This is a genomic window from Pseudomonas sp. FSL L8-0168 (assembly GCF_037976155.1).
Taxonomy (GTDB): domain Bacteria; phylum Pseudomonadota; class Gammaproteobacteria; order Pseudomonadales; family Pseudomonadaceae; genus Aquipseudomonas; species Aquipseudomonas paracarnis.
The window spans coordinates 2,061,094-2,079,046 of sequence record NZ_CP150262.1; the positions used below are offsets into that span (position 1 = coordinate 2,061,094).

Annotated in this window: 15 protein-coding genes; 5 read left to right on the forward strand and 10 right to left on the reverse strand. The window is 61.4% G+C overall.

Annotated elements, in window-relative coordinates:
* Positions 1 to 19: 19 nt before the first annotated feature.
* Positions 20 to 898 carry a dihydrodipicolinate synthase family protein gene (locus MHH62_RS08955; RefSeq protein WP_019817812.1) on the forward strand — a complete coding sequence of 293 codons (879 nt, stop codon included), beginning with the start codon at positions 20 to 22 and terminating at the stop codon, positions 896 to 898.
* Positions 899 to 946: 48 nt separating this feature from the next.
* Here the strand turns inward: MHH62_RS08955 and MHH62_RS08960 are convergent, their stop codons facing one another.
* Positions 947 to 1,279, reverse strand: coding sequence for a YegP family protein (locus MHH62_RS08960; RefSeq protein WP_014717333.1), 333 nt, complete (start codon positions 1,277 to 1,279; stop codon positions 947 to 949).
* Between the two features lie 168 nt (positions 1,280 to 1,447).
* Here MHH62_RS08960 and MHH62_RS08965 point away from each other — a divergent pair, with 168 nt between their 5' ends.
* The 3 genes from MHH62_RS08965 (at position 1,448) to MHH62_RS08975 (ending at position 5,640) form a co-directional block, all read left to right on the forward strand.
* Positions 1,448 to 1,987 carry an RNA polymerase sigma factor gene (locus MHH62_RS08965; RefSeq protein WP_014717332.1) on the forward strand — a complete coding sequence of 180 codons (540 nt, stop codon included), beginning with the start codon at positions 1,448 to 1,450 and terminating at the stop codon, positions 1,985 to 1,987.
* Positions 1,984 to 2,952, forward strand: a complete 969-nt coding sequence (locus MHH62_RS08970) for a FecR domain-containing protein (protein WP_038449400.1) — start codon at positions 1,984 to 1,986, stop codon at positions 2,950 to 2,952. The genes MHH62_RS08965 and MHH62_RS08970 overlap by 4 nt, the downstream gene beginning before the upstream one ends.
* Positions 2,953 to 3,078: 126 nt before the next feature.
* Positions 3,079 to 5,640: a TonB-dependent receptor gene (locus MHH62_RS08975; protein ID WP_032903205.1), complete on the forward strand. Its 2,562-nt coding sequence runs from the start codon at positions 3,079 to 3,081 to the stop codon at positions 5,638 to 5,640.
* Between the two features lie 621 nt (positions 5,641 to 6,261).
* Here MHH62_RS08975 and MHH62_RS08980 read toward each other — a convergent pair.
* The 4 genes from MHH62_RS08980 to MHH62_RS08995 form a co-directional block, all read right to left on the reverse strand.
* Positions 6,262 to 7,479: an SAM-dependent methyltransferase gene (locus tag MHH62_RS08980; RefSeq protein ID WP_339232835.1), complete on the reverse strand. Its 1,218-nt coding sequence runs from the start codon at positions 7,477 to 7,479 to the stop codon at positions 6,262 to 6,264.
* A gap of 207 nt (positions 7,480 to 7,686) precedes the next feature.
* Entirely contained in the window at positions 7,687 to 8,304 is a 618-nt protein-coding gene (locus tag MHH62_RS08985) for a TPM domain-containing protein (RefSeq protein ID WP_014717328.1), read from the reverse strand.
* Between the two features lie 31 nt (positions 8,305 to 8,335).
* Positions 8,336 to 9,064: a TPM domain-containing protein gene (locus MHH62_RS08990; protein WP_198833391.1), complete on the reverse strand. Its 729-nt coding sequence runs from the start codon at positions 9,062 to 9,064 to the stop codon at positions 8,336 to 8,338.
* Between the two features lie 18 nt (positions 9,065 to 9,082).
* Positions 9,083 to 9,694, reverse strand: a complete 612-nt coding sequence (locus MHH62_RS08995; RefSeq protein WP_014717327.1) for a LemA family protein — start codon at positions 9,692 to 9,694, stop codon at positions 9,083 to 9,085.
* 241 nt (positions 9,695 to 9,935) lie between these two features.
* Between MHH62_RS08995 and bglX the strand changes: the two genes are divergently transcribed.
* On the forward strand, positions 9,936 to 12,227 hold the full coding sequence (gene bglX / locus MHH62_RS09000; RefSeq protein WP_339232837.1) for a beta-glucosidase BglX: 2,292 nt from the start codon (positions 9,936 to 9,938) through the stop codon (positions 12,225 to 12,227).
* 145 nt (positions 12,228 to 12,372) lie between these two features.
* Here the strand turns inward: bglX and MHH62_RS09005 are convergent, their stop codons facing one another.
* From MHH62_RS09005 to MHH62_RS09025, 5 genes are all read right to left on the reverse strand, one after another.
* The gene (locus tag MHH62_RS09005) at positions 12,373 to 13,530 is read right to left on the reverse strand and encodes a phosphatidylserine/phosphatidylglycerophosphate/cardiolipin synthase family protein (RefSeq protein ID WP_003189367.1); all 1,158 of its coding nucleotides are present in this window, start codon (positions 13,528 to 13,530) and stop codon (positions 12,373 to 12,375) included.
* A gap of 1 nt (position 13,531) precedes the next feature.
* Positions 13,532 to 14,113 carry a YceI family protein gene (locus tag MHH62_RS09010; protein ID WP_003189365.1) on the reverse strand — a complete coding sequence of 194 codons (582 nt, stop codon included), beginning with the start codon at positions 14,111 to 14,113 and terminating at the stop codon, positions 13,532 to 13,534.
* Between the two features lie 210 nt (positions 14,114 to 14,323).
* On the reverse strand, positions 14,324 to 15,082 hold the full coding sequence (locus tag MHH62_RS09015; protein WP_014717323.1) for a helix-turn-helix domain-containing protein: 759 nt from the start codon (positions 15,080 to 15,082) through the stop codon (positions 14,324 to 14,326).
* A gap of 64 nt (positions 15,083 to 15,146) precedes the next feature.
* Entirely contained in the window at positions 15,147 to 16,589 is a 1,443-nt protein-coding gene (locus MHH62_RS09020) for an amidase (RefSeq protein WP_339232839.1), read from the reverse strand.
* Positions 16,586 to 17,896 (reverse strand): citrate-proton symporter, encoded by a 1,311-nt coding sequence (locus MHH62_RS09025; RefSeq protein WP_014717321.1) that lies wholly within the window; start codon positions 17,894 to 17,896, stop codon positions 16,586 to 16,588. The genes MHH62_RS09020 and MHH62_RS09025 overlap by 4 nt, the downstream gene beginning before the upstream one ends.
* Positions 17,897 to 17,953: the final 57 nt, after the last annotated feature.

The window sequence follows — 17,953 nt, forward strand, 5'->3', positions numbered from 1 at the left end:
TTCGACCGGAGTTTTTCCCATGTCCAACCCAACCATTCACGGCATTATCGGCTACACCATCACCCCCTTCAGTGCCGACGGCCAACGCGTTGACCTCGACGCCCTCGGGCACTCCATCGACCGCTTGATCAACAGCGGCGTCCACGCCATTGCGCCCTTGGGCAGCACGGGCGAAGGCGCTTACCTGAGCGATGCCGAGTGGGATGAAGTCAGCGCCTACAGCATCAAGAAAGTCGCCAAGCGCGTGCCGACCATTGTCAGCGTGTCCGACCTGACCACCGCCAAAGCCGTACGCCGCGCCCGCTATGCCGAAGAGCACGGCGCCGATGTGGTCATGGTGCTGCCGGCCTCGTACTGGAAACTCAGTGACGCGGAAATCCTCGCTCACTACGCCGCCATCGGCGACAGCATCGGCGTGCCGATCATGCTCTACAACAACCCGGCCACCAGCGGCACCGACATGTCGGTGGAGCTGATCCTGCGCATCCTCAAGCAGGTCGAGAACGTGACGATGGTCAAGGAGAGCACTGGCGACATCCAGCGCATGCACCAGTTGAAACTGCAAAGTGACGTGCCGTTCTACAACGGTTGCAACCCGCTGGCGCTGGAAGCCTTCGCGGCTGGCGCCAAAGGCTGGTGCACCGCGGCGCCGAACCTGATCCCGCAACTGAACCTGAGCTTGTATCAGGCCGTACTGGCCGATGATTTGAACAAGGCGCGGGAGCTGTTCTACCGACAGTTGCCCTTGCTGCAATTCATCCTCAAAGGCGGGCTGCCGGCGACGATCAAGGCCGGGTTGCGCTTGACCGGGTTGGAGGTGGGTCATCCGCGCTTGCCGGTGTTCCCGTTGGGCGAAGCAGGGATCGGACAGCTCAAAGCGTTGCTGTCATCGGTATAAAAAACGCCCGGCTCTCGCGAGCCGGGCGTAGGCCTTCTTGCACAACCGTCAGGTCTTGTCCTTGATAGTGACACTGGAACCATTGGTCTTGACGCTGGCAATGCCATTGTCTCGTGCGGCTGTAGAGGTGTACTGCTCACTGCTGCCGATCACTTGATGATTGGCCGCCTTGAGGTTGAAGAACGGCTGGCCGTTGCTGGCCACTTTTTTCTCATAACGTTCATCATGTGGGCTGTTTGCCTGCACTGAAGCAATGCCGGCTTCAGTAGCACCGCGGGTGGTGTAAAGCTCGCTGGTCAATATGGTTTCTGCGTTCGCCGCCTTAAGCACGAAACGAAACTGCCCGTTACTGCTTTTACTCAACTCATACCATCCAGCCATGACTTTCTCCTTTGAGTGGGATATCGCTCCCAAACTTGTAGGATTAAAGGCCATGCCCCAATTTTTTCCAGCCAAACACGGGAGATCTATTTAGCTGGAGACAAATGACAATAATTCTCGATATCATTCGCGACTTTTCCACATCGTGCTTCGTCAAGAAGGGTATCCATGTCTCGTCCCCAGCCCGACCCGTCGGCGGCCGATGCCTGTCGCGGGTTTTATGCAGACATTCTGTATTTCCTGCGTAAACGCACGGACAACGCCAGCGACGCGGCGGACATGGCCCAGGATGTGTTTACCCAATGGCTGGGCTACCGCGACCGTGCCAAGGTCGAGCAGCCACGGGCGTTTCTGTTCCAGATGGCGCGCAACCTGCTGCGCGATCACTGGCGCAAACAGAAGGTACGGCAAACCGTCCACCCTGATCACGCCGAAATGGATGCCGAGCCGGTCACCGACGAGCACAACGACCCCATGGCCGCCGCCCTTCGCCTGCAACGCCTGGAACAGTTGAAAGAAGTCCTCGCCGAACTCTCGCCCCGCCGGCGAGAAGCCCTTATGCTGCACCGCTTCGAAGGCTTGAGCCAGGCGCAGATCGCAACGCGCATGGGCATCTCCACCAGCATGGTGGAAAAGCACATCGCCTTTGCCCTGCTGCACTGCAAGCGACGCCTTCAACCCGACACCGGCACGGAGCAGCCAGAATGAACCGCCCGAGCGACACAAACGCGCTGGACAGCCAAGCGAGCGATTCCATCGATGCCCAGGCCGCCAGTTGGTTTGCACGCAACCGCAACGAAGTAAGCCGCGCCGACCGTAAAGCCTTTGCCGCCTGGCAGGCGGTGCCCGACCATGCGCGCGCCTATGCCGAATTCGAACAGTTATGGGCCGACCTCGCCCAGTTGCAACAACTGAACAAACCGTTGGCACTGCCCAAGCGCAAGCCCGCCTTGTGGCGCCCTGCCCTGGCGGTGGCCGCTGCCTTGGTGTGCGCCGTGTTGGCGACCTCTATCGGCGCACCGCGCGAGCTGTATCACAGCCAGGTTGCCACCCAGGCCAAGGGCATGCGCACGTTGAATCTGCCGGATGGCAGTACCTTGTATGTGAATGCCAACACCCATATCCGCGTGGACTTCAGCGCCCATCTACGGGTGCTGCACCTGGACAAAGGTCAGCTGTACCTCGAAGTGGCCGCCGACAAGGAACGCCCCCTCTACGTGCAAGCCGGCGAGTCGAGCGTACGGGTGGTGGGCACTGCTTTCGATGTGCGCCGAGGGCAGCAGCAATTGGTGGTCAGCGTTGCCCATGGCCAGGTCGCTTTCGCGCCCAATGGCAAAAGCCCCGCCACCCTGCTCGGCGCCCAGCAACGGGCCTCATACAACTACGCCAAAGGCACCGTGCAACCGCAAAGCCTCAGCGCCGAAGAGGTCGCCGATTGGCGCAGCGGGCACTTGTCGTTTCGCAATCGAGAGCTGGCCAGCCTGATCGACGAACTGAGCCTGTACCGTCCACAGGCGTCGTTGCAGGTGAGCAAGGCCGTGGCGCAACTCAAGGTTTCGGGCAACCTGGATGTGAATGACCCGGACGCCCTGCTCAATGCCTTGCCCGCGCTGTTGCCGGTGAAAACCGTGCTCTCGGCGGACGGCATCATGAGAATCGAGCCAAGCAAATAGGCGGCAACACCACACATGAGAATATTTTGCATTCGCATGTGTGGTTTTTTTTGCCTGCCCCGTCTTCCTCCTGTCCGTGTTTGATACGCACACCTTTTTGGCTATTTAGCCGCTCCGGGGGATTTCATGTTTCGCGCGCCTTGTCACGCTTCGCACCTGTTTCTTCGACCGACACTCCTGGCTACGTGCCTGGCCTTGAGCCTCAGCGCCGAAGCCGAGTCGTTCAAGCTGCACCTGCCTGCCCAGTCGCTGGCCACGTCCCTGAGCCAGGTGGCCCAGCAGGCGAAAATCCAGCTGCTGTTCGATGAAACCCTGCTCAAGAATGTGCAGGCCCCGGCGCTTAACGGTGACTACACCCCGGAAGTGGCCATCCGCTCCCTGCTCAAAAACGGTGAACTCATCCTGCTCAAGGTCGGCAGTACCTACGTGGTGCGCCCCGATGAGGGTAAAACCACCACCACCGGTGGCGCAATCCAGTTGGACACCTTGAGCGTGATCGGTACCGGCAACGAGGTGAACGCCAGCACCGTCAACCGCTCCACCCTGACCCAGGCCGACATCGACCGTTACCAGTCCAATAACATTCCCAGCCTGTTGCAGACCTTGCCCGGTGTCAGCCAGGGCGGCTCGCTGAAACCCGGCGGCCAGACCATCAACATCCGCGGTTTCGGCGATGCCGAAGACGTGCCGCTGACCGTTGACGGTGCCACCAAGACGGGCTTTGAGCGTTACCAGCAAGGTACAGTGTTTATCGAGCCCGAGCTGATCAAGCGCATCGAAGTGGAAAAAGGTCCCAACTCGCCGTTCACCGGTAATGGCGGCTTCGGCGGCACGGTAAACATGGTCACCAAGGACGCCCCGGACCTGCTCAAGGACGGCCGCAACAGCGGTGCGATGCTCAAATATGGCTACTCCAGCAACGACCATGAGCAGGTCTACAGCAGTGCCGTGTATGGCCGTACCGACGACGGCCGTTTCGATGCGCTGGCCTACCTGACCCAACGCGACGGCGGCGATATGAAAGTGGCCGCCAAGTTGCCCAACGACAACAATGAGTACCCGATCAACCCTCAGCGCCTGCCCAACAGCGCCCAGGATGTGGACGGCAAGCTGTTCAAGGTCAACGCGCACTTTACCGATGAGCACAGTGTCGGGCTGTCATACTCGCGCTCCCACAGCAACCGCTGGACCCCGTTTTCCGCCGCCAGTTACCCCACGCCGCCAACCCAGTTCAACATCGATCGCTACGGCTACGAAGGCGCGTTGAAGCGTTTCCTCGCCCACCGTGACACGGTCGACACCACCTGGTCGGGCAAGTATGAATACCAGCCGCTGGACAACCCGCTGGTGGACTTGACCGTCAAGTACTCACAGTCCAACACCGAGCAGACCGATGAGCGTGACGCCACGGCGTTTTTCCAGTTGGCCACCGGCGGGCGCAAGATGGACACCGCCTACACCGACAAGCTCCTGGACATCCGCAACGTCAGCCTGTTTGACACCGGCCCCTTGCAGCATGCCGTGACGGTCGGCGGGCAAATCCGCAAGCACACCCGCGAAACCGAGATGTGGATGCCCGGCGCCACCTACAACACGCCGCGCTACAACTACGGGCACTTCCAGCCGGGCTTCATGCCCCACGGCAAAGTCGATACCAACAGCTTCTTTATCCAGGACGCGGTGACCTTGGGCGACGTGACGATCACGCCTTCGCTGCGCTACGACCATGTGCGCAACCGCGGCGAAGGCAACGATGCGCCCTACTACAACAACCCCAGCCCGGCAGTGGGTCACGACTACAGCGACCGCACCTACACAGGTTGGTCGCCACGCCTGGCGCTGTTCTGGACCGTGACGCCGAACGTGGGGCTGTTCGCCAACTGGAGCCAGACCTGGCGCGCCCCGGTGATCGACGAACAATACGAAGTGCAGGGCGTGGGCAGTCGCACCGCCACCAGCGTCGACCTGGACCCGGAGCGCATCACCTCGATCACCCTGGGCAACATCACCAGCTTCGACAACCTGATCGCCCAGGACGATAACCTGCAACTGCGCACCACCCTGTTTCACAACAAGGTCGAAGACGAGATCTTCAAGGCCACCGGCGTGGGCTGCCAGAACCAGGCAGTCAATGGCGGCAGCATCGCTTCAGCTTGCCCGCCTGGGCCGATGTCCAACTACCGCAATATCGGCAGCCTGACCATCAAGGGCGTTGAGCTCGAATCGATTTACAACTCCACCTACCTGTTTGGCTCGGTGTCGTTCGCCTATGCCAAGGGCCAGCACCAAGGCGCCTACACCAACCCTTGGGGCCCGGACGTAGCCGCACGAGACATCCCGCCGACCAAATGGGTGCTGGTACTGGGTACCCACATCCCGGCCTGGGATGCCCAGGTGGGCTGGATGGGCCAGTTCATCGGCGCCACCGACCGCCTGCCCAGCGACAAATACTCGGGCGGCCCGGGCTCCAGCGTCGGCGATCTGTTCTACGACCAGTACGGCAACAAGCGCTACAACACCCAGGGCCTGTTCGCCAAATGGACACCGCAGCAGGCGTACCTCAAAGGCACCGAGGTGAACTTCACGGTAGACAACCTGTTCAACAAAAACTTCCGCCCGGCCTTGAGCGGCGACCGGGCGTACACGAAAGGGCGTGATGCGAAGATCAGCGTGACGCGTTTCTTCTAAGCACGCACGTATTCCAACTGTGGGAGCTGGCTTGCCTGCGATAGCCAAAAGTATCTACACAACGCTGTAACGGTCGACGATAACCACGATGCGAAGCGAGCCGCTCTTGATCTTGATCTGCTTTTGATCTCAAGCGCCCCGTCAAACCACGCTGGCCGGAATTCGACAGGGATTTGGGGGGTAAACCGGCAGGGATGCCGGTTTAGCCGCCCCGCGCCATGGATGGCGCGTGGCGGCGGCCCCCCAAATCACTGGCGGATTACGGGCACACCGAGCCTAAGCGAGGTGCCGAGTGGTGGGGCAAGAGCGTTTTGCTTACTTTTGTCTGGGCCGGCATTCCGGCTTTTCAAAAGTGAGCCGCTGTCAGAGCGGAACCCTAGGTGGCCGTTACCGCAGGAATGAATATACACACAATCCAACGGTGTTGACTGCCAGGCCGCCTTCGCGAGCAAGCCCGCTCCCACAGTTGGATTGTGGGGTGTCAGGCAGATAGGCGTCGGCTGTCAGGCCGCTATCGCAGGCAAGCCAGCTCCCACATTTGGATCGTGGGGCGTCAGGTAGATATGCGCTGGCCGCCGGGGCCGTCACGGGAGCAAGCTCCCACAGGGAACCGCGCCCATTTCAAGCCAGGTAGCCATCCCCGCGCAGCAGGGTTTCCAGGCAGTGCTCGGTGATGTGATAGAACGCCTTGAGCTCCTGGATTTTTGCCAATAGCTGCGCGTTGTCCACAGGCTCGGCACGTTTGACCGCCAGGATCATCTTGTTCTTGTTGGTGTGTTCCAGCGAGATGAACTCGAACACCTTGGTCTCATAGCCACAGGCTTCAAGGAACAATGCGCGCAGGCTGTCGGTGACCATTTCCGCCTGCTGGCCCAGGTGCAGGCCGTATTGCAGCATCGGCTTGAGCAACGCCGGGCTCTGGATCTGCAGGCGGATCTGTTTGTGGCAGCACGGCGAGCACATGATGATCGACGCACCGGAACGGATGCCGGTGTGGATCGCGTAGTCGGTGGCGATGTCGCAGGCATGCAAGGCAATCATCACGTCCAGCTCACTGGGCGCCACGCTGCGTACATCGCCGCATTTGAACACCAGCCCCGGGTGTTCCAGGCGTGCGGCGGCGCTGTTGCACAGGGTGACCATGTCTTCACGCAACTCGACACCGGTGACCTCGCCCTCGGCCTTGAGGGTATTGCGCAGGTAATCGTGAATGGCGAAGGTCAGGTAGCCCTTGCCCGAGCCGAAATCGGCGACACGCACCGGGCGGTCGAGCTGCAACGGCGACGACGTCAGCGCATGGCTGAACACTTCGATGAACTTGTTGATCTGCTTCCACTTGCGCGACATCGAGGGGATCAGCGCCTGCTTGGCGTCGGTCACGCCCAGGTCGGCGAGGAACGGCCGGCTCAGGTCGAGGAAGCGATTTTTTTCGCGGTTATGCTCAGCCGAAGGCGCCTCGCGCAGTTGCTGCGGTTTACTTTTGAACAGCGAGCTTTTGTTCTTCTTGCTGTATTCCAACTGGGCTTCGTCGGTCAGCGCCAGCAAGTGCGCGTTCTTGAACGAGCTGGGCAACAGCTCGCCGATCGCCGCAACGCCGTCGTCCAAGGGGAAGTTCTTGGTGATATCGCGGGTCTTGTAGCGATAGACGAACGACAGGCATGGCCGGTCCTTGACGACTACCGGCTTGATGATCAGCCGCTGCAACTCGGCTTCCTCACCGACGTACTTGGCCAGCACCAGCTTGATAAAAGCGTTCTGGGCCAGGCTTGCGCTCAACAGTTCGATGAACTGGGCATGATGATCCGGCGCAGGGCGGGCAGGTTGAGCGGTGACGGACATGAACAAAAACGCCTCGGGTAAAGAATGCCGGGCATTTTAGGCGGGATGGGGGTTCAGGGCACGGGGTTATTTGATCAACGGTCAATCAACCCGAATAAGGATGCTGCCTTGTGTGAGAGCTGGCTTGCCTGCGATGCAGGCCACTCGGTTAATCAGGCAAACCGAGGCGATGCCATCGCGGGCAAGCCCGGCTCCCACAGAAAGCAGTTATTCGAGTACGACCAGGCGATTGGGCAGTTCGTTGCGGGTGTGAGTAACGGGCACATGCACCTTGAGCAACTCGCCACAGGCTTCAACGCAGGCGATGAACCCGGCCAGCGTCTGCCCCTGTTTAACTTGCTGGGTAAACGCCTGGACAATGGCGTCCCAATTGCTGTCATCCAGGCGCTTGGAAATCCCCTCATCCACCAGGATCTCCACATAACGCTCAGCCTCACTGACAAAAATCAGCACCCCGGTGCTGCCCACCGTGTGGTGCAGGTTCTGCTCCAGAAACTGCCGCCGCGCCAGGTTGGACGCACGCCAGTGGCGTACCGAACGCGGGATCAGCCGAGTAGTGACCTTGGGCAAGCGGAACACCAGGCACAGCACAATGAACGTCGCCCACTGCGCCACCAGCAAGGTGTACATGGTCAGGTAACCCGACAGGTAATGCACCACGCCCGGCACCACCAACGCGATCAAGCTCGCCCACAGCAACGGAATGTAGGCGTAGTCGTCGGCGCGCGCCGCCAGCACGGTGACCAACTCCGCGTCGGTGGTTTTCTCGACCCGGGCGATCGCTTCGGCGACTTGGCGCTGCTCGTGTTCAGTCAGTAATGCCATGGTTGTAGATGCTCTATTCTCGTTATTGTCATTACCAGCTGCCCGAAGCCCCGCCACCGCCAAAACCACCGCCGCCGCCGCGGAAACCACCGCTACCGCCGCCCCCACCACCGCCGCGCCCGCTGCTGTTGAGAATCGCCAGCAGGATAGCGCCCACCGGCAAGCCCATGCGATTGCACAGCCACAGCACGCCGATCAGCAGAATAAACAGGCCGATGGAAAAACCGGGATTATCCATGGCGAAGTTCGCATCCGCCACATGAGCCGGCACCGCCAAGGGCTCACCGCCCACCACCTGGATCATCGCGGCCACGCCGTCGCTGATGCCCTGGCTGAAATTGCCGGCCTTGAACTTGGGCAGGATCACCTGGTTGATGATCACCCAGGATTGCGCATCCGTCAGCACACCTTCCAGGCCATAGCCGACTTCGATGCGCAATTGGCGGTCATCACGGGCAACGATCAACAGCGCGCCGTTGTCCTTGCCCTTCTGGCCAATGCCCCACTGGCGACCCAATTGATAACCGTAGTCCTCAATGGGCACACCTTGCAGGTCGGGCACGGTGACCACCACCAGCTGGTCGCCCGAGGTCTGCTCCAGCGCCTGCAATTGCTGGGTCAGTTGCTCGCGCACCGCCGGGTCGATCATCTGCGCGCTGTCCACCACCCGCCCGGTCAGCGCCGGGAAGCTCAGTGCCGCCTGGGCCACGCCCACGCAGGCCAACAGCCACAGCGCCAGGCCTATCCGTAATAAACGCATCGACACCTCAGTGCAGCCTTATTTGAACTTCACTTGCGGCGCTTTATCGGCATCGGCGCTGGTGGCTTCAAACGTGGCGCGGATCGGCAAATCGCTGTACATCACGCTGTGCCACAGGCGGCCCGGGAAAGTACGGATCTCGGTGTTGTAAGCCTGTACGGCCTGGATAAAGTCACGGCGAGACACAGCGATACGGTTCTCGGTGCCTTCAAGTTGCGATTGCAAGGCCAGGAAGTTCTGGTTGGCCTTCAGGTCCGGGTAACGCTCGGACACCACCATCAAACGGCTGAGTGCGCCGCTCAGGCCATCCTGGGCTTGCTGGAACTGCTTGAGCTTCTCGGGGTTGTCCAGGGTGCTGGCATCCACCTGGATCGAGGTGGCCTTGGCCCGCGCTTCAATCACCGCGGTGAGGGTTTCCTGTTCGTGGGCGGCATACGCCTTCACCGTTTCCACCAGGTTGGGGATCAGGTCGGCACGGCGCTGGTACTGGTTCTGCACCTGGCCCCAGGCGGCCTTGGCCTGTTCGTCCAGGGTCGGGATGTTGTTGATGCCGCAACCGCTCAGCACGCTGCTGATCAGTAACAGCGCCGCAGCCTTGAAGCCCCAGCGATAAGTGTGTGCTGCTTGCATGGTGTTTCTCCTGCCCGATCTGATGGAATGTGACGACTAACCCTATAAACCACGCGCTTGGGGCATAATCCGCCACCACTGGAATGCTTCGAGCCAATCAGCTACAAAGATGCCCAGCGCGAAAAAGAGTTCAGAGTGTGCTGCATTTATCTGAACAACACCCGAACAACAATAGACGTTCCCCACATTTTGGCCGACAGCATCTCTCTGAATGCTGCGCAGTCGCCGAAAAAGGATATTCATGAAAAAGCTGTGTTTGCTCGGCCTTGTTGCCACTCTGGCCAGCCACCCCGTATGGGCAGAAACAAAGCCTGCTGCGCTTAACGACAAGGACGCCTTCGTCAGCGGCCTGCTCAAGCAAATGACCCTGGATGAGAAGATCGGCCAATTGCGCCTGATCAGCATCGGCCCGGAAATGCCCCGTGAGCTGATCCGCAAGGAAATCGCCGCCGGCCGCATCGGTGGCACGTTCAACTCCATCACCCGCCCGGAAAACCGTCCGATGCAGGACGCGGCCATGCGCAGCCGCTTGAAGATCCCGATGTTCTTCGCCTATGACGTGATCCACGGCCACCGCACCATTTTCCCGATCAGCCTGGCCTTGGCCTCCAGTTGGGACATGGACGCCATTGGCCGCTCCGGGCGCATCGCCGCCCAGGAAGCCGCCGCCGACAGCCTCGACATCACGTTTGCGCCGATGGTCGATATCTCCCGCGACCCGCGCTGGGGCCGCACTTCCGAAGGTTTCGGTGAAGACACCTACCTGGTGTCACGTATTGCCGAAGTCATGGTCAAGGCGTTCCAGGGCACCAGCCCCGCGAATGCCGACAGCCTCATGGCCAGCGTCAAGCACTTTGCCCTCTATGGCGCGGTGGAAGGCGGGCGCGACTACAACGTGGTCGACATGAGCCCGGTCAAGATGTACCAGGACTACCTGCCGCCCTACCACGCGGCGATCAAAGCCGGCTCCGGCGGCGTGATGGTGGCGCTCAACTCGATCAACGGCGTGCCTGCCACGGCCAACACCTGGCTGATGAACGACCTGCTGCGCAAGGACTGGGGCTTCAAGGGCCTGACCGTCAGCGACCACGGCGCGATCTTCGAGCTGATCAAGCACGGCGTGGCTAAAGACGGGCGTGAAGCCGCCAAGCTGGCGATCAAGGCCGGCATCGACATGAGCATGAACGACTCGCTGTACGGCAAGGAATTGCCGGGGCTGCTCAAGTCCGGCGAGATCCTGCAGAGCGACATCGACAACGCCGTGCGCGAAGTGCTCGGTGCCAAGTACGACATGGGCCTGTTCAAGGACCCATACCTGCGCATCGGCAAGGCCGAGGATGACCCGGTCGACACCTACGCCGACAGCCGCCTGCACCGCGCCGAGGCCCGCGACATTGCGCGCCGCAGCCTGGTGTTGCTCAAGAACCACAACGACACCCTGCCGCTGAAAAAATCCGCGACCATTGCCCTGGTCGGCCCGCTGGCCAAGGCACCCATCGACATGATGGGCAGTTGGGCTGCTGCCGGCCGGCCTGCGCAGTCGGTGACCCTGCTCGACGGCATGAACGCCGTGATCGGCGAAAAAGGCAAAGTGATCTATGCCCGTGGCGCCAACATCACCAGCGACAAAGCGGTGCTCGACTACCTCAACTTCCTCAACTTCGATGCCCCGGAAGTGGTGGATGACCCGCGCCCTGCCCAGGTGCTGATTGATGAAGCGGTGAAGGCGGCGAACGACGCCGACGTCATCGTTGCGGCGGTGGGCGAGTCCCGTGGCATGTCCCACGAATCGTCAAGCCGTACCGACCTGAACATCCCGCAAAGCCAGCGCGACTTGATCAAGGCCCTCAAAGCCACCGGCAAACCGCTGGTGCTGGTGTTGATGAACGGCCGTCCGCTGTCGATTCTTGAAGAGAACCAACAGGCCGATGCGATCCTGGAAACCTGGTTCGCAGGTACCGAAGGCGGCAACGCCATTGCCGACGTGCTGTTCGGCGACTACAACCCGTCGGGCAAACTGCCGATCACCTTCCCTCGCTCCGTTGGGCAGATTCCGACCTACTACAACCACCTGACCATCGGCCGGCCATTCACCCCAGGCAAGCCGGGCAACTACACCTCGCAGTACTTCGATGACACCACCGGCCCCCTGTTTCCGTTTGGCTATGGCCTGAGCTACACCACGTTCAGCCTGTCGGACATGGCACTGTCGTCCACCACCCTGAACAAGACCGGCAAGCTCGACGCCAGCGTCACCGTGAAGAACACCGGCAAGGTCGATGGCGAAACGGTTGTGCAGTTGTATATCCAGGACGTGGCCGGTTCGATGATCCGCCCGATCAAGGAGCTCAAGCACTTCCAGAAGGTCATGCTCAAGGCTGGCGAAGCGCGTACGCTGCACTTCACCCTCACCGAGGACGACCTGAAGTTCTATAACACCCAGCTCAAGTACGCAGCCGAACCGGGTGAGTTCAATGTACAGATCGGGTTGGACTCCCAGGACGTGCAGCAGCAAACCTTCGAACTGCTCTGATCTGAAGCTGTCAACCCGGTCGCTGTGGGAGCTGGCTTTTGTGGGAGCTGGCTTGCCTGCGATACAGGCACCTCGGTTTGTCAGGTGTACCGAGGTGATGCTATCGCAGGCAAGCCAGCTCCCACAGTTGATTGAGTTGGCCCGACTAGCCGCGCCGATCCAGCAGGTTGACCACCAACCGATCAATCCAGCCCCACACCCGCTGCTTTACCCGCCGCCACAATGGCCGCGCCTTCCATGCCTCCAGACTCACCGCCTGGCTCTGGGCAAAGTCCGCTTCGAAACTGCCCACCACCGCCGCCGTCAATCCCGGGTCCAGCGCTTCAAGATTGGCTTCCAGGTTAAAACGCAAATTCCAGTGGTCGAAATTGCATGAGCCAATGCTCACCCAATCGTCCACCAGCACCATCTTCAGGTGCAAAAAGCACGGCTGGTATTCAAAGATCTGCACCCCTGAACGCAGCAGACGCGGGTAATAACGGTGCCCGGCGTAACGCACCGACGGGTGATCGGTGCGCGGGCCGGTGAGCAACAGACGCACGTCCACACCGCGCCCTGCCGCCCGGCGCAAGGCGCGGCGCACGCTCCAGGTGGGCAGGAAGTATGGGGTCGCCAGCCAGATACGCGATTTGCTGCTGTTCAAGGCGCGAATCAACGATTGCAGAATGTCACGGTGCTGACGCGCATCGGCATACGCCACGCGACCCAGCCCCGGCCCGGTGGCGGGCACCTTGGGTAAGCGGGGCAAACCAAAATGGGTCGCCGGTTTCCATTCACGGCGCGCGGCGTTAGCGTGCCATTGCCGGTCGAACAGGGCCTGCCAGTCCAGCACCAGCGGGCCGCTGATCTGCACCATCACTTCATGCCAGTCGGCGGTGTCTTGCCCCGGCGTCCAGAACTCGTCGGTGACACCGGTGCCGCCGACCACCGCAATGCGCTGGTCGATCAGCAGCAGCTTGCGATGGTCGCGATACAGGTTGCGCATCCAGCGCCGCCAATTCAGGCGGTTGTAAAAGCGCAGCGTCACGCCGGCGTCGGTCAAGCGCTTGCGCAGCCCCAGGGTAAACGCCAGGCTGCCGTAATCGTCAAACAGGCAACGCACCTGCACGCCGCGTTCGGCAGCCAGCACCAGTGCCTGCACCATGGCCTCGGCGCAGGCACCGGCTTCGACCAGGTACAACTCAAGGTCAACCTGCTGCTCAGCCCGGGCGATGCCCACCAGCATCTGCGGGAAGAAATTCGGCCCGTCGATCAGCAATTCGAACTGATTGGCGCTGCGCCACGGGAACACCGCGCCGCTCATGTCAGCGCGCCGTGAAGATCAGCACCGCACCCACCGGCACCGACAAACTGATCGACTTGAGCCCCGCCGCCTTGCGCAAGGTAGCCACACCGGGCGCCAGGTCGAAATCTTCGGCATGCAGCACCACGGGCTCCAGGGTTACCACCTGGAAACGCCGCTCATCCAGGCGCGTGGCCAGCAGTTCGGCGCTGTAGGTCTGGGTCTTGCCGTGCAGCGTGACGCTCAAGGGCAGGCGCAATTCCAACTGCGCGCCGGATGCCAGGTCATTGATGGGCTGCAGATTGATTTGCGCGCTGATCTGCGCTTCGGGGAAGGTCTTGATCTCGAACAGCTCTTTACGCATGCGCTCGTCGCGCAGCGGGATGCCGCTGTTGATTGAGTCCAGCTCCACTTCCAGCCGAGCCGCACCTTTGGCGTCGACCTTGCCATGCAATACCAGGAAGCGCTGGACTTCAGCCACTTCGGTGTTTTTAGTGGTGACGAAGGACAGGCGTGAGGATTCGTTATCCAGGTACCAGTCGGCGTGGGCGGGCACGGCAGCACAGGTCAGCAGCGCGAAGACCAGAGGTTTGACATTGAACATAAAGACTCATGGGGCAAAAAACCTGGGCGAACCTTAAGCGCAATCTCACAACCGGCGCAAATTCAAATGTGGGAGCTGGCTTGCTGTGGCGAGGGAGCTTGCTCCCGTTCGACAGCGCAGCTGGAGCCGGCTCTTTGGGGGCGCTACGCACCCCAGCGGGAGCAAGCTCCCTCGCCACAAAGCCAGCTCCCACAGGGTTTTGCGGTGTTTTTAATCCAGCGTTCGCTGCACTTCGCACACCGCCTGTTCAAGGCTGCCCATATGCAAATTCAACACTCGCTCCACCGGCGCCTGATGCATTGGCCAATGCAGCGCCATGCTCCCCACCAGGCGGCCATTGGCGCGCACCGGCAGCGCCACCGCCCGGATCAGGAACGGCAAACGCACAGGATATTCCCAATAGCCCTCGGTACGCTGGCCAAAGCCCTGGTGCTGGGTTTGCTCGCATGCGCGATAGTGCTCGTCTGCCGCCACATGATTACGGCCTGCCAGGCGATGTACTTCTTCGGCCGGCAATTGCGTCAAGCAGGCTTTGCCCATCGCGGAATGGAACAGGCTGGCATACTGGCCGACGATCTGGCAGTTGTTCGGGTACAGCTTGCGCAACACACTGGGAATCGCACTCTCCATGACCTCCAGGCGCTCACCATCGAAGCACGACAAATCCACCACCAGCCCGGTGCGCTCGCTGAGCTCCAATAACCAGGGGGCGGCGCTCTCCACCACCTGGCGCTTGAAGCGTTGCTGGGTATCGCCGAACAAGCGCCGGGCACGCAGGCGGTAACGTCGATCACTCAGGCCCCGATAGACCCAACCCTGTTCCTGCAAGGTTAGCAACATGCGCGACACCGTGGCCTTGGGCAGGCGCGTGAGGTAGTGCAACTCTTCCAGCCCCAGGGCCTGGTGCTCGCCCAGCAACTCGACAATTGCCAGTGCGCGTTCAACCGAGCGTACGGTGCCTGTCTCCATGTTCGATCTCCCTGTTGCCGGTGGATGATCTTTTTTCACAGCAAGATACAGGCCCGGTCAGCGCTCAACGGGTCGTTGCAAGGCACGCCGGTGGCCGGCGTTGTACCCATTGGGTCAGTTGTTCATGGGCGTAGGCCAATTGCAGCACGGCCCTGTCGGCCTGGGCCGGGCCAATGATTTGCAGGCCCATGGGCAAGCCCTGGGGGTTGAAGCCCACCGGAATGCTCATGCTCGGCAAACCGGCGAGGGTCGGGCCGATCACCACCTCCATCCAACGGTGATAAGTGTCCATTTCACGCCCGCCGACGAGGCGTGGCCAAGGCTGTTGTGCATCGAAAGGGAACACCTGGGCGGTGGGCAACAGCAGGAAATCGTAACGTTCGAACAGCTTGCCCAAGGCGCGGTACCACTCACTGCGGTCCACCGACGCCTGGTAAACCTGCTGAGCACTCAAGCCCTGGCCGCCCTCCACTTCCCATTGCGCTTCGGGTTTGAGCAGTGCGCGTTTTTGCGGGTTGGCATAGGCCGCGCCGAGGTTGCCTTGCACCAGCCAATGGCGGTGTACCAACCAGCACCGCCACAGGCGCGCCATGGAAAAGTCCGGTTGGCAGCTGTGCACTTCACAGCCCAACCTGGCGAAATCATCCAACGCCGCCTCGCACAGGCTCATCACGCCATCGTCCATCGGCAGATAACCGTTGTAGTCCCCCAGCCAACCAAGGCGCGCACCCTTGAAGTCATGCAGCAACGGCTGGCCAAGCACCGTCGGATCGGCCTGGGATGACAGCGGCGTGCGGGGGTCGTAACCGGCCTGGATGCTCAGCAACCGAGCCACATCCGTCACGCTGCGCCCCATCGGGCCTTCGGTGCCCAGTTGCTGCACGAACAACTCCGGCATCGGCCCGTGGGGCACCCGCCCTTGGGAGGGGCGCAAGCCGAACACGTTGTTGAACGCCGCCGGGTTGCGCAGCGAGCCCATCATGTCGCTGCCGTCGGCCACCGGCAGCATGCGTAGCGCCAGGGCCACCGCCGCTCCGCCACTGCTGCCGCCGGCCGCCAGGCGCGGGTCATAGGCGTTGCCGGTGGTACCGAACAGCGTGTTGTAGGTGTGGGAGCCCAGGCCGAACTCCGGCACGTTGGTCTTGCCGATGATGATCGCGCCACTGGCCCGCACCCGCGCCACGCTGATGGCGTCCTCGCCCGGCACATGCTCGGCGAACAGCGGTGAGCCCAGGGTGGTGCGCAAGCCCCGGGTGGCCGCCAGGTCCTTGATGGCCTGGGGCATGCCATGCATCCAGCCACGGGAGTGGCCCTGGTCCAACTCACGATCGCACGCCCTCGCCTCGGCCAGCACGGCCTCGCTGTCGCGCAACGACACCAGCGCATTCACGCCAGGGTTAAAGCGCTGAATCTGTGCCAGGTACGCCTGCATCACCTCTTCGCACGACACCTGCCGCCCATGAATGGCCCGCGACAGTTCAGTGGCATCCCAATCAACAATAGTCAAGGCTTCACCTCTCTAGAAAACGGCAGCGGTTTGCTCGCCCGGGGTGCCTCGCGCATGCAGTAAGTGCCCAGCAGCGTCAGCACGCACGCAAACAATACATAAAACGAGGGCGCCACCGGCGTGCCCAGTACCTTGCTCAGCCAGGTCACGATCAACGGCGCGAAACCACCGAACACCATCACCGCCACGTTATAGGCCACCGACACACCGGTCGAGCGCACCTCGATAGGGAACTGCTCGGCCAATGCCGTCGGCGCTGGCCCGAAGAACCCGCCAATCGCCGTGCACAACATCACCTGCATCACCAGCAGGCGCTCGATAGACGGCGCGGCGGCCACCCACACATACAACGGGTAGACCATCACGAAGAACGCCAAGGTGAAGGCCATCAACACCGGCCGCCGTCCCCATCGATCCGAGAGCAGGCCGGACAACGGAATCACCACAGTCATCAGCGCTACCGCAAACATCTGCACCATCAGCACCTGGTCCAGCGGCAGGCCAAGGTTCTTGTGAGCGAAGGTCGGCATGTTCACCAGCACCACATAAAACGACACCGTCGCGCCGCAGGCCAGCCCCATCGACACCAGAATACTGCGCCGATGCTCACGCAGCACTTGCATGAGGCTCGGCGCAGGGCCAGTGGCTTGCTTGCGCGCTTCGATGAACTCTTCCGGGTCTTCCATGTGCCGACGAATCCACAACCCCACCGGCCCGATCAGCAAGCCCAGCACAAACGGCAGGCGCCAGCCCCACAAGTCGAGGGTTTCGGGCGAAAAGAAATGCGTGACCAGCGCCACCATCGCTGCCCCACCGAACACCGCCAGGCATTGCCCCACCAGTTGCCAGGAGCCATACAATCCCTTGCGATGGGCCGGTGCACTTTCCACCAGAAATGCCGTGGCACTCGCGTACTCACCGCCGGTAGCAAACCCCTGCAGCATCCGCGCCACCACAATCAGCAACGGCGCGCCCATGCCGATGGCAGCATAATTCGGCGCGAAGGCGATCAGCGCGATGGACACGGTCATCAACCGGATAATCAACTGCATCGCCGCCTTGCGGCCTTTGCGGTCGGCGTAGATACCCAAGAGGATGCCGCCCACCGGGCGCATGAAAAAGCCCACGCCGAAGGTGGCCAGAGCCATCAGCAGCGAGGCGTATTCGTCCTCCGAGGGGAAGAACTGCCGGGCGATGATACTGGCGAGAAAGCCGTAGACGATAAAGTCATACCATTCCAACGCGTTGCCAATCACCGCCGCCACCACTTGGCGGGTGCGCGAAACACCAGGTTTTGCAGTCTGCATGAGGAACACTCCGTTCAACCGATCAGGGAAAGGGTCCAGCGGCAGAAAAAAGAGGTC

Bases quoted from the DNA above. Each gene is read 5' to 3' on its own strand.
- MHH62_RS08955 (WP_019817812.1), top strand. From the start codon at position 20: ATGTCCAACCCAACCATTCACGGCATTATCGGCTACACCATCACCCCC.
- MHH62_RS08960 (WP_014717333.1), bottom strand. From the start codon at position 1,279: ATGGCTGGATGGTATGAGTTGAGTAAAAGCAGTAACGGGCAGTTTCGT.
- MHH62_RS08965 (WP_014717332.1), top strand. From the start codon at position 1,448: ATGTCTCGTCCCCAGCCCGACCCGTCGGCGGCCGATGCCTGTCGCGGG.
- MHH62_RS08970 (WP_038449400.1), top strand. From the start codon at position 1,984: ATGAACCGCCCGAGCGACACAAACGCGCTGGACAGCCAAGCGAGCGAT.
- MHH62_RS08975 (WP_032903205.1), top strand. From the start codon at position 3,079: ATGTTTCGCGCGCCTTGTCACGCTTCGCACCTGTTTCTTCGACCGACA.
- MHH62_RS08980 (WP_339232835.1), bottom strand. From the start codon at position 7,479: ATGTCCGTCACCGCTCAACCTGCCCGCCCTGCGCCGGATCATCATGCC.
- MHH62_RS08985 (WP_014717328.1), bottom strand. From the start codon at position 8,304: ATGGCATTACTGACTGAACACGAGCAGCGCCAAGTCGCCGAAGCGATC.
- MHH62_RS08990 (WP_198833391.1), bottom strand. From the start codon at position 9,064: ATGCGTTTATTACGGATAGGCCTGGCGCTGTGGCTGTTGGCCTGCGTG.
- MHH62_RS08995 (WP_014717327.1), bottom strand. From the start codon at position 9,694: ATGCAAGCAGCACACACTTATCGCTGGGGCTTCAAGGCTGCGGCGCTG.
- bglX (WP_339232837.1), top strand. From the start codon at position 9,936: ATGAAAAAGCTGTGTTTGCTCGGCCTTGTTGCCACTCTGGCCAGCCAC.
- MHH62_RS09005 (WP_003189367.1), bottom strand. From the start codon at position 13,530: ATGAGCGGCGCGGTGTTCCCGTGGCGCAGCGCCAATCAGTTCGAATTG.
- MHH62_RS09010 (WP_003189365.1), bottom strand. From the start codon at position 14,113: ATGTTCAATGTCAAACCTCTGGTCTTCGCGCTGCTGACCTGTGCTGCC.
- MHH62_RS09015 (WP_014717323.1), bottom strand. From the start codon at position 15,082: ATGGAGACAGGCACCGTACGCTCGGTTGAACGCGCACTGGCAATTGTC.
- MHH62_RS09025 (WP_014717321.1), bottom strand. From the start codon at position 17,896: ATGCAGACTGCAAAACCTGGTGTTTCGCGCACCCGCCAAGTGGTGGCG.